This is a genomic window from Dietzia timorensis (assembly GCF_020742175.1).
Lineage (GTDB): Bacteria > Actinomycetota > Actinomycetes > Mycobacteriales > Mycobacteriaceae > Dietzia > Dietzia timorensis_A.
This window is the reverse complement of sequence record NZ_DYXM01000050.1, coordinates 24,249-35,690: the sequence shown is the minus strand read 5'-3', so window position 1 is coordinate 35,690 and position 11,442 is coordinate 24,249. Positions and strand designations below refer to the sequence as shown.

The 11,442-nt window shown below is 64.3% G+C and carries 10 protein-coding genes; 4 read left to right on the top strand and 6 right to left on the bottom strand.

The features are described 5' to 3' along the window. The first annotated feature begins 808 nt into the window (after nucleotides 1–808). Nucleotides 809–931: a hypothetical protein gene (locus K8V11_RS02495; RefSeq protein ID WP_303910634.1), complete on the top strand. Its 123-nt coding sequence runs from the start codon at nucleotides 809–811 to the stop codon at nucleotides 929–931. Nucleotides 932–2,100: 1,169 nt separating this feature from the next. After that, nucleotides 2,101–2,751 carry a TenA family protein gene (locus K8V11_RS02490; protein WP_303910633.1) on the top strand — a complete coding sequence of 217 codons (651 nt, stop codon included), beginning with the start codon at nucleotides 2,101–2,103 and terminating at the stop codon, nucleotides 2,749–2,751. 79 nt (nucleotides 2,752–2,830) lie between these two features. On the opposite strand, the gene K8V11_RS02485 is transcribed toward K8V11_RS02490, so the two are convergent. From K8V11_RS02485 to K8V11_RS02465, 5 genes are all read right to left on the bottom strand, one after another. Next, entirely contained in the window at nucleotides 2,831–4,204 is a 1,374-nt protein-coding gene (locus K8V11_RS02485) for an FAD-binding oxidoreductase (RefSeq protein WP_303910632.1), read from the bottom strand. Between the two features lie 91 nt (nucleotides 4,205–4,295). Further along, a complete protein-coding gene (locus K8V11_RS02480) occupies nucleotides 4,296–5,504 on the bottom strand; it encodes an AI-2E family transporter (RefSeq protein ID WP_303910631.1) in 1,209 nt (402 codons plus the stop codon). A 108-nt stretch (nucleotides 5,505–5,612) separates the two neighbouring features. Beyond that, entirely contained in the window at nucleotides 5,613–7,136 is a 1,524-nt protein-coding gene (locus tag K8V11_RS02475; protein ID WP_303910635.1) for an NAD(P)(+) transhydrogenase (Re/Si-specific) subunit beta, read from the bottom strand. An 8-nt stretch (nucleotides 7,137–7,144) separates the two neighbouring features. Continuing rightward, nucleotides 7,145–7,462 (bottom strand): NAD(P) transhydrogenase subunit alpha, encoded by a 318-nt coding sequence (locus tag K8V11_RS02470; protein ID WP_067473833.1) that lies wholly within the window; start codon nucleotides 7,460–7,462, stop codon nucleotides 7,145–7,147. An 11-nt stretch (nucleotides 7,463–7,473) separates the two neighbouring features. Next, nucleotides 7,474–8,556, bottom strand: a complete 1,083-nt coding sequence (locus K8V11_RS02465) for a Re/Si-specific NAD(P)(+) transhydrogenase subunit alpha (RefSeq protein ID WP_303910630.1) — start codon at nucleotides 8,554–8,556, stop codon at nucleotides 7,474–7,476. 410 nt (nucleotides 8,557–8,966) lie between these two features. Between K8V11_RS02465 and K8V11_RS02460 the strand changes: the two genes are divergently transcribed. After that, complete coding sequence (locus K8V11_RS02460) at nucleotides 8,967–10,283, top strand: uracil-xanthine permease family protein (RefSeq protein ID WP_303910629.1); 1,317 nt, start codon at nucleotides 8,967–8,969, stop codon at nucleotides 10,281–10,283. On the opposite strand, the gene K8V11_RS02455 is transcribed toward K8V11_RS02460, so the two are convergent. After that, nucleotides 10,228–10,863 (bottom strand): MerR family transcriptional regulator, encoded by a 636-nt coding sequence (locus K8V11_RS02455; protein WP_303910628.1) that lies wholly within the window; start codon nucleotides 10,861–10,863, stop codon nucleotides 10,228–10,230. The two genes, K8V11_RS02460 and K8V11_RS02455, sit on opposite strands and share 56 nt — an antisense overlap. A 124-nt stretch (nucleotides 10,864–10,987) precedes the next feature. Between K8V11_RS02455 and K8V11_RS02450 the strand changes: the two genes are divergently transcribed. Next, complete coding sequence (locus K8V11_RS02450) at nucleotides 10,988–11,425, top strand: DUF1772 domain-containing protein (protein WP_303910627.1); 438 nt, start codon at nucleotides 10,988–10,990, stop codon at nucleotides 11,423–11,425. Nucleotides 11,426–11,442 lie beyond the last annotated feature (17 nt).

Here is an 11,442-nt window from a genome sequence, read left to right as displayed (position 1 = left end):
CCGAGCCGTCATCGCCGCCAAGCAACAAGCCCTCGACGCCAGCAACGGCTACCATCAAGAATCGGAACTCGTTGATCACTGCGACTGACCAAACGCCGATCCGATTCCCACCACATCACGGGGCACTATCGGCATGGGGCGCTCCAAGACATAATGATTGGGGCACCTCGGTACGCGGGAACGGCAGCGGCTTGTGCGCTGCAAAAGTCGAGGATTAGTGCGACCGGTGACCCGCCCGAGGTGCATGGCATCTCGGGGGCGACGGCGCCAGAAGAGTTTCGCTCAGGAGGCGCCGTCTAGCGGGCGCGGTCCCGAATCGCGAAGTTCAGCGCCATCACCGGCGCGCTGCACAGAGTTCCCATGGCCGGCACCTTAGCAAGCCGTTTCCGGCTTCGAAAGCCCTCCCGCGCAGCCTTCCCATTCGTGGACGGTGTCGAGATTGGAGCGCGCGAAGGCGCGTTTCGGTCCCCTTGAAGCCTCGACAGCGGCAACTTTCATGTGTTACAGGTCATATTTGGAAGTAGATATAACGAATTGGTCTCGTGATTTACCTCTCACCGCTACGGATCAATCGTTGTTTATACTTCCTTTTTTCACCAGTTCTGACGCCCGAGAACAGATGTCGACGGTGTTCTCGATTTGGTGGATCGTCGGATTTCGCCGGGTTTTTCTGTAACAGCTCGGCCACTTCGTGTGGATAGAGTGTGCGAAGGCAAGCCGCACGAGCACGATCCGCTACTCCGCGAGCAAGACCAGAATGCCCGCGGGGATCGTCGCAAAGGCGGCCCCGACACAAAGGAGATCCACCATGGGTTCCATCGAAAATCTTGCAGGCGTTTTCTTCGATGCCGCTAACGGCATCATCAGCTCGGTGCTCGGAGGAGCTTCCGGCTCCCTCGAGGTTGTCCAGGGCAGCCTCGGCGGCGAGTAATACCGTCTCGACCTAATCGGTCGAACGCCAAAGCCTGCGCTTCTCCGTTCGCGGAGGGGCGCAGGCTTTTCTTTGTCTCCATTCCGACGGCCGCCGTGGGACGATTTCTCGTCAAATCCGAGGATATTTGTGCGCGTGCCTGGCCTTTTCGGTGTGGACTCATGCGCGGGAAATTTATTTCAAGAAATTTCTTGCCATTGTGTAACGATCCCCAAAAGCCGCCCGATACTCCAGATGAAACCAACACCGCTTGGCTGAATCACGACACGGGCGTCGACCAAAGGGGTCGTACTTCCCGGATTCAATCGAAACGGTACTGAACAAAAGGAGATCCACCATGGGTTCCATCCAAGATCTTGCAGGCGTTTTCTTCACCGCAGGCCAGGGCATCATCGACACCTTCCTCGGCGCTGCTCAGGGCTTCCTGAACGTCGTTTCGGGCAGCCTCGAGGGCTAATCCCCCTTCGGCCGGAAAGCCGAAGCATAAGCCTGTGTCTCACCAATGACGGTGAGACACAGGCTTTTCTCATTTTTTCGGTAATTTTTTGGCCCTCGCAAAGCAATACCATCCGTCAAGTATGCACACTAAGCAGTACACCGTTCGGATCGTTCTCATGACTGTACAAAGCCTTTCTTGACATTAATTTCTTTTACTAATGTAACGAACGCCACAATCCCTCCGATGGTTAATATGAACGCATTGCTGGTCGGGTGAACCACTGTGTCGGGGTGGATGAGAAGAGCTTTTCCATTCCGGGTCCGCCATGGTCGGCATCTATCACGAGGAGATTCCCATGGGTTCCATCGAAGATCTCGCCGGCGTATTTTTCGACGCCGGCCAGGGCATGATCGACACGTTCCTTACGGCCGCACAGGGCTTCCTGAACGTCGTCAAGGGCAGCATCGGGGCTTAGTCGTCCCGGCACCGTCGTGACCGGCAGATCCTTCGGCCACGACCTTCCTGCGGCCCCACCGCTCCGGTGGGGCCGCAGGGCATTTATATGACGGCGCAGGGCGCGCCCGCGGGACGGCGGTCGGCACTGTCGTTCCAGCCGCCTCGGGGCGCGAACGGTCGCGGTGCGGGCAATTCGGCCACAATGGGCGATGAAGCGTAGTCGCCAGGAGAACGACCGGGCGCCACATCGAAGCAATCGGAGGAGATCGACGAGTTGCCCCTTTTCGACCAGCTCAAGTCCGCCAACGAATCCGAATGGAAGAACTACATCCACCACGAGTTCGTGGAAACCCTCGGGGCGGGCACTCTTCCACTGGAGAGTTTCCAGGATTACCTCGTGCAGGACTACCTTTTCCTCATCCAGTTCGCCCGCGCGTACGCTTTGTCGGCGTATAAGTCCCGCTCCCTCGACGAGATCAGGCTGTCTGCGGATGGGCTCGCCCTCATCCTCAAAGAGACCGAGCTCCACATCGGCCTCACCGAGCGTTGGGGCATCGACCGCCCGACCCTCGAGTCGACGCCCGAGAAGATGGGCACGGTCGCCTACACCCGCTACGTCCTCGACTGCGGCATAGCCGGCGATCTTCTCGATCTCGAGGTCGCCCTCGCACCTTGCACCATCGGCTACGCGGAAATCGGCGCCGACCTCGCGGCCCGCTTCTCCCCCGCCCCGGACCACCCCTACGTCGATTGGATCACCGAGTACGCGGGCGAAGATTTCCAGCAGGGCGCGCAGCTCGCCATCGAGCGCATCGATTCCCTCGCCGGCGCGCAGCTCTCCGATAAGCGCCAAGCCGAGCTATCCGAGATCTTCCGCAAGGCAACCGTCCTCGAATCCGATTTCTGGCAGCAGGCCCTCGACTGATCACACTGGCCCCTGTGCTCCCAGTCGATTGCGAGCGCTGGGCACCAGAATTCATATCGTCGCCGCAGCTCGGCTCGGCCTAGAACATCGCGCCCGGATTGAGAAGATTGTGCGGATCGAGCGCGGACTTGATGCGCCAGGTCAGGTCCATGACGTCCTCGCCCACCTGGTTCGGCAGCCAGTTCTTTTTAAGCCTGCCCACGCCGTGCTCCCCGGTAATGGTCCCGCCAAGCGAGATCGCGAAATCCATGATCTCGCCGAACGCGAGATTCGCCCGCGCCGTCTCCTCCGGATCGGCCGGGTCGTGGACGATCAGCGGGTGAGTGTTCCCGTCTCCGGCATGGGCGATGACGGCGATGAGCACATCGCGCTCGGCGGCGATCTCCTCGATGCGCTCGATCAGCTGCGGCAGGGCGGGCAAGGGCACCCCGACGTCCTCCAGCAGCAGCGTTCCCTTCCGCTCGACTGCGGGAATTGCGAAACGCCGCGCCGCGGCGAAGGCCTCTCCCTCCTCGGGATCGTCGGTGGTGAACACGTCGGCGGCGTTGTTGTTCCGGAACACCTCCGCCATGAACTCGACCTCGCGGCTGCAGTCGGCCCCCGGCGAATCGGACTGCGCGATGAGCATGCCGTGCGCGTCGACGTCGAGCCCCATCCGCTTGACGTCCTCGACCGCCCGGATCGAGGCGCGGTCCATGAACTCGAGCATCGCCGGGCGCATGACTCTAGTGATGTCGAGGATCGCCTGAGTCGAATCGGTGACCGTCGGAAACGTGCCGACGACCGTGCTCGTCGGCGCCTGCTTCGGGATGAGCCGGACGATGACCTCGGTGATGATCCCGAGAGTGCCCTCGCTCCCGACGAACAGTTTCGTCAGCGAAAATCCAGCGGAGTCCTTGAGCCTCGGACCGCCGAGCCTGACCGCCTTACCGTCGGCGAGCACGACCTCCATGCCGAGAATGTAGTCCGTCGTCACTCCATATTTGACGCAGCACAGACCGCCGGCGTTGGTCGCCGCGTTCCCGCCGATGGAGCAGATCTCGAATGACGACGGATCCGGCGGATACCAGAGGCCATGTTCGGCGACGGCCTTCTTCACCTCCGCGTTGAGCAGGCCCGGCTGGACCACAGCAGTGCGGGTGACGGGGTCGACCTCGATGTCGCGCATCAGCTCGGTCGTAAGCACAATGCCGCCGTTGACGGCCGTCGCGCCGCCGGAGAGTCCGCTGCCGGCGCCGCGTGGGATCACCGGGATCGAATTCTCGGTTGCCCAGCGCATCACTTCCTGCACGTCAGCCGTGCTCGTCGCGCGCACGACGGCGAGCGGCTGCCCGGCGTCGGGATCCTTCGCGAAATCCCTTCGGTACCCCTCGGTGACGTCGGGGTCGGTGACGATCGGCGAGGACGGGATCCGTTCGCGAAGTGCGTCGATCAATGCGTCGGCTGCCGGCATTTCAGACCGCCTCTCTCGAGTGGGTGTCCCCGCCGAGAGTACGAGCCGAGCCCGCCGCCCGCGCCGGTTTGTCGAGAATTTCCCGCAGGCGTTATTCGGGGCGCGACCGCGCCTGGGCGGAGTCGGCGGGTCGGGCCTCCGAGTCGTCGTCGGACTCCTTTTCCCCCGCCGGCGGGCCATCCGCGAGATGCGGGAACATGTCGTTGCCGAGCAGATAGCGGATACCCGCGTTGAGCGCAGCGGCAACGGGAACGGCGAACAGCGCGCCTGCGACTCCGAAGAGATAAGTACCCGAGGCGACGATCACGATGACCGCGAGCGGATGCAACGCGACCGCGTGCCCCATGAGAAACGGCTGAAGCACGTGCGATTCGACGAAGTGCACGACGACGACGATCGCGACCATGATCACCGCGTGCCAGATGCCGTTGTCGACGAGCGCGATGAGCGCCGGCAGGATGCCGGACACGATCGCGCCGACGATCGGCACGAACGAGGCGATGAACACGATGATCACGATGGGCAGCACGAAGGGCAGCCCGAGCACTGCGGCGCCGACGCCGACGCAGACGGCATTGATGAGCGCGACGAGAGCCTGGGTGTGGGTGAAAGCACCGAGGCTCACCCAACCGCGTCGGGCGGCGGCGTCCACCCTGTCGCGGGCCGCGGCGGGCAGAAGACGGGCGAAGAACGTCCAGATCTTCCGCCCCTCGTAGAGGAAGAAGAACAACGCGAGAAGTGTGATGATCAGTCCGGCGAAGATATCGACGACCTGCCCGCCGGCGTGGAAGGCGCCGGAAGCCAGCTCGTTGGAATGCTCCGACGTCGACGTTTTGATCTTGTCCACGACGGCGTTCATCCGGGTTTCGTCGAGATGGAGCGGCCCATCCGAGAGCCAGACGACGATCTGATCGATCCCCGCCATCGCCTTGCTCTGCAGCTGCGGTAGGTCGGAGACGACCTGCTGCGCGGCGAGCGAGATTCCGCCGACGATAACGGCGATGAGCGCGACCACGGTCGCCAGAGCGGCGGCCAGCCTCGGAAACCGCGCGCGCCTGGTGAGGAAGCCGGTGACCGGCGAGAGGAGTGCCGAGAGCAGCACGGCAACGGCCACGGGGATGAGAACGACTGGCACGCTCCCAGCGATCTTCGCCAGCACCCACACCCCGCCCGCTATGAGGATCAGGCACAGACTCCACCAGGCGGCGACGACTATCGGGTAGGGCAGATCCCCTTGGCGCGGATGCAGCCGAGCGCCGTCATCCTGCGATGATTGTCGATCCGAGAGCGTGCCTGGCATGTGATAATCCTAAGCCCGCCGCAGCTTGGCCGGGGGCAAAAACTATCGCCGTCCTCCCCCTGTTCGGGAGAGAACGGCGATAGCGGTGAAGAACACGGCCCGTTGAGGCTACAGCGCCTTGAGTTCCTCGACGATCGAGTCGACCGAGCCCTTGGCATCGCCGAAGAGCATCGAAGTCGCATCCGCGAAGAACAGCGGATTCTCGATGCCGGCATAGCCAGAGGACATGCTTCGCTTGAGCACGATGGTCGAACGCGCCTCGTCGACGTTGAGGATCGGCATGCCGTGAATCGGCGAGCTCGGATCGTTGCGCGCGGCCGGGTTGGTGACGTCGTTGGCGCCGATGACGATGGCGACATCGGTGCGGTTGAACTCACCGTTGATGTCGTCCATCTCCTTCATCGCGTCGTACGGCACGTCGGCCTCGGCGAGGAGCACGTTCATGTGGCCCGGCATGCGCCCGGCGACCGGGTGGATGGCGTACTTGACCTCGACGCCCTTCGACTCGAGGAGCCCTGCCATCTCCTTCACGGCGTGCTGCGCCTGGGCGACGGCGAGACCGTAGCCCGGGACGACGATGACCTGGTTGGCGTAGGCCATCTGGATCGCGGCGTCCGACGCGGAGGTCGACTTGACCGTGCCACCCTCGGCGCCACCGGCGGGACCGGCAGCATCGTCGCCGCCGCCGAATGCACCGAACACGATCGCGGGGATCGACCGGTTCATCGCCTTCGCCATGAGGTTGGTGAGGATCGAACCGGAGGCGCCGACGATCATGCCGGCGACGATCATCGCGGTGTTGTTCAGCGCGATACCGGCCGCGGCTGCCGACAGGCCGGTGAGGGCGTTGAGCAGCGAGATGACGACGGGCATGTCCGCGCCACCGATGGGGAACACGACGAACAGACCCATGATGCCGGCGGCGATGAGAAGGCCGACGATCCACCAGGTGTTCGCGCCGCCGCCGTTGGCGGCGTTGATCGCGAGGTAGATCGCGATGGCGATGCTCACGACAAGCAGCACGATGTTCGCGAGCTGGAAGGCCTTGGCGGCCTTGACCAGGTTGCGTTCGAGGTTCTTGTTGAGCAGCTCCTGCAGCTTCGCGAACGCGACGAGCGAGCCCCAGAACGAGATCGAACCGATGATCGCGGCGATGAGCGAACCTGCGACGACCGGGCCTGCCGGGGTGTCGCGGAAGTGCTGGAAGCCGTCGGTCTCGATGAACTCGGCCCACGCGATGAGCGCGACCGTGCCGCCACCCACGCCGTTGAACAGCGCAACGAGCTGCGGCATCGCCGTCATCTTCGTGCGCCGGGCCGGCGGGATACCGAGCACGACACCGACGAGGAGACCGACGGCGATGAGCACCCAGTTGATAGTGGGCGTCGACACGTCGGCGCCCTCGGGGCCGCCAAGCTGGCCGTTACGGACGGGGACGTTGAGAATCGTGGCGGCGATGGCGAGGACCATGCCGATTCCTGCGATCCAGTTGCCGCGCACGGCGGTTTTCGGCCCGGTCAGGCCCATGAGGCCGTAGATGAACATGCCGAACGCGACGATGTAGAGGGCGGAGACCACGTAGGTCCACGCGGACGGAGGCGTCTGCGAGGAGGTGACGAAGACGTTGAAGATTTCAGTGTTCACGCGTCACCCTTTTCCTTCGGTTCCGGGCGGGACTTGAACATGCCGAGCATGCGGTCGGTGACGAGGAAGCCACCGACGACGTTGAGCGTGCCGAACACGAGCGCGATGAACGCGATCGTGTACACGCCCCAGCCCGCGTCGGCCGGGAGGCTGCCGAGCACGGCGATCGCGCCGAGCACGACGATGCCGTGGATGGCGTTCGTGCCCGACATGAGCGGGGTGTGCAGGGTGTTGGGGACCTTGGAGATCACAGCGAAACCGACGAATCCGGCGAGCACCAGAATCGCGATGTTGGCCATGAGGCCTGTGTACATACCGGTAACCATTAGTTCGTTCCCTCCTCACGGGTAACGCATGCACCGGCGATGACCTCGTCATCGAAGTCGGGTGCAAAGGCGCCGTCCTCGTTGCGCATCAGCTCGAGCAGCGCCAACAAGTTCTTCGAATACAGCTCGCTGGCATGCTCGGGCATGGAAGCGGGCAGGTTGAGCGGGGACGCGATCGTCACATCGTGGGTAACGACGGTCTTTCCCGGCTCGGTGAGTTCGCAGTTACCGCCGGTCTCGCCGGCGAGGTCCACGATGACGCTGCCGGGCTTCATGCCCTCGACGGCGGCGGCCGTGACGAGGCGCGGGGCGGGGCGCCCGGGAACGAGCGCGGTCGTGATGACCACGTCGAAGCCCTTGATCGCCTCCTCCAGCGCCTTCTGCTGCTGGTCCTTTTCCTCGTCCGTCAGCTCGCGGGCGTAACCGCCCTCGCCGGCGGCATCGATGCCGAGGTCCAGCCACTGCGCGCCGACAGAGCGCACCTGCTCAGCGACCTCGGGGCGCACGTCGTAGCCCGTGGTGCGGGCGCCGAGGCGCTTGGCCGTGGCGAGCGCCTGCAGGCCGGCGACGCCGACTCCGAGCACGAGCACGGTGGCCGGCTTGACGGTTCCGGCGGCCGTCGTCAGCATCGGGAAAAACCGTGTGGCTTCCGTCGCCGCGACGATCACGGACTTGTAGCCGGAGACGTTGCCCTGCGAGCTGAGCGCGTCCATGACCTGCGCGCGAGAGATGCGCGGGATCGCCTCGACCGCGTAGGCCTCGACCCCGGCGTCCTTGAGCGCACCGATCTTATTGTCCGAATTGCGCGGAGCGAGGAAGCCGATGAGCTTCTGGTCCTTGCGCAGCTTGCCGATCTCCTCGTCCGTCGGCGGAGAGACGCGGACGACGACGTCGGCGCCATACGGATCGCCGATCGTAGCCCCGGCCTCTTCGTACGCCGAATCGGGGATCAGCGCGGCCTCGCCGGCGCCTTGTTCGACGATGACGGGGACGTCCTTGCCCACGAGCGAAGCGACCACCTTGGGCACGAGCGCTACTCGGCGCTCCCCAGGGGCCGTTTCGCGCACGACACCCACACTCATGTTTGTTCCTTCACGTTTGACAATGTTCTCTTCCCGACTGGCATCGGAAGGAGTCTCACGTAATGCACATATGGCGCCGCTGAAGACGAAAACTCGTCCACTGCGGCGCCACACGCGACACCGGAGATCCGGGTCCCGGCGAGTCGTGTTCTCGGTCCTGGGCGCAACCTCGCGCGTGCCGGATCGCGGCTCGTGAGCGAGGTTCGGATCCCGTCCTAGGGATTATTGGATGAACCCTGTAGCTAAATCGGTCTTAAATAGACCGTTCGAAGAATTATCACAGATGGACCTCAGATTCCGAAAGAGCCCTGCATATACGTGATCTAAGTAACATTCCCGTCGGCCGCGGGAAATCGGCTAAGTTGATCGAGGAAAATCCACGAGGGCCGGGGAACAAAGGAGCGCGCAGCGTGTTCAGATGGACTTTGCACGGCAATGGTCGGACCGTCGACGCGGACACCATCGTCGCCCCGGAAGAGCGGCTGTCGTGGCCGCTCACGGTAGGCATCGGCGCGCAGCACGTGGTCGCGATGTTCGGCGCGACGTTCCTGGTGCCGGTCATCACCGGCTTTCCGCCGTCGACAACCTTGCTGTTCAGCGGCCTGGGAACCATGCTGTTCCTGCTCATCACCCGCAACCGCATGCCGAGCTACCTCGGCTCATCCTTCGCTTTCATCGCGCCGATCACAGCGTCGACGCAGGCCGATTCCATGGAGGCCGCACTCGGCGGCGTCCTCGTGACCGGCGTCCTCCTCGCGCTCCTCGGGCTGCTCGTGCAAAGGGTCGGAACCGCGTGGATCGGCGCCCTCATGCCGCCGGTCGTGATGGGCTCGATCGTCGCGCTCATCGGGCTCAATCTCGTCCCCACCGCCTATCAGGAAAATTTCTCGAAAGCCCCGGTCACGGCGGCGATAACGCTCTGCGCCGTCATACTGTGTACCGCCTTGTTCAAGGGAATTCTCGGCCGCGTCTCGATTCTCGTCGGCGTGATCGTCGGCTATCTCGTGGCGGTCGCGCGGGGCGAAGTGGACTTCACACCGTTCAACGAGGCAGCCTGGCTGGGTCTCCCCGAATTCCACCATCCGGAATTCAACCTCGGTCTCATCCCCATTTTTCTTCCGGTCATCGTCGTGCTGCTCGCGGAAAACGTCGGGCATGTGACGTCGGTCGGCACGATGACGGGGCGTGACCTCAAACCGCTCGTGGGCAGGACACTGTTCGCCGACGGCCTCGCGACGACGATCTCTGCGGGCTTCGGTGGTTCGCCGACGACGACCTACGGCGAGAACATCGGCGTGATGAGCGCGACGCGCGTGTACTCGACCGCCGCGTATTGGGTCGCCGGCATCGTCGCCGTTCTCCTGTCTCTGTCGCCAAAGGTCGGCGCGCTCATCAACACGATCCCCGCAGGCGTACTCGGCGGCGTCACCTTCGTGCTCTACGGGCTTATCGCCATCATCGGTTTTCGCATGTGGGTCGACGGCCGCGTCGACTTCTCCTCCCCCAAGAATCAGCTGACGGCGGGCGTCGCGCTTGTTATCGCCATCGCGGATCTCCACTGGGAGTTGGGCGATTTCGCCTTCACCGGCATCGCGCTGGGCACACTCGCGGCGCTCGTGATCTACCACGGCATGAGCTGGATCGGCCGCTATACGGGCACCGATAACGAGGTCAGCGGGCTACAGGACCCCGGCCGCTCTGCGCATGATGCTGCTGGGCGAGCATGACGAGCGCGTCGAGGAGCGGGCGGCGCAGCGCCCCGCCGACGACGATCGCGCGGACGAGCCCGGCAGTGGAGCCCTCGGCGGCCACCGCGGCGAGATCGCTGCGCCCAACCAGGTCCGCGGCCTCGGCGTAGCCGTCGAGCAGCCCTTCCCCGCCGAAGCCCTCGGACTCCAGTTCGGCCAGCGCGGCCGCGGCGGCGCCGTACGCCGGCGATGCCTTCTCGCAGCGCCACCCTCGCTCGGCGATGATCCGGTCGAGCGCCTCTTCGCTCTCCGCGTCGATTCGCTCCGCGTCCACTTCGCCGGCGAGCGCGTCCTGAGTCGCCGCCATCGCGTCGACCGGCGACCCCCCGCCGTCGACGACCCCCACGACCTCGCGGATGCTCGCCAACGGAAGGCCTGCGACCTTGGCCAGCGCGCGGATCATCCGCAGACGCTCGAGGTGCACCTCGTCGTATTCGGCCTGGTTGACACTCGACCTGTGCCCCGCCGGCAGTAGCCCCTCGCGCAGGTAGAACTTGATCGTCGCGACCGAGAGCCCCGACCTTTTCGCCAACTCGGCCATGCGCACAGGCAACCCCATTTCCTCGATCGGTGAAGCGAATTCCCCCGCCTCCCCAATAGACAGTAGTACTATCCGTTAATAGATACTGCAACTATCTGCTTTGCGACGGTGGCGTCGCCGGAACCACGGAGCACCGAATCTCATGACCTGGCTGGACACTCTCTCGATACTCATCATCGGCTTCGTCGGCTCGGCCGAGTTCGCGTCGGTCGCGCTCGTCCACCCCGTCGTCCGCAAGCTCCCCGCCGACCAGCAACTCGTGGTCGAAAAGGGATTGCTGCGCACGTTCGGTCGGGTCATGCCCTCGGGGATGACGGCGGCGGCCGCGCTCGGCATCGCCGTCGCAATCGAACGACCCTCCGCATTGCTTATCGCGGCCGCGGGAGTTCTCACCGTCGCGCTCGTGGTCACCATCGCCGGCAACGTGCCGATCAACCTACGCACCGGACGCATCGTCGGACGAAAGGCGCCCGAGGGATTCATCACGATGCGTCGCCGCTGGGACGCCTTCCAGCTCGTCCGCGGCTCGCTGCAACTCCTCGGATTCGTGCTCGCGACGATTGGCATCGCCGTGCACTAGACGTTGGCGCGAGCTCC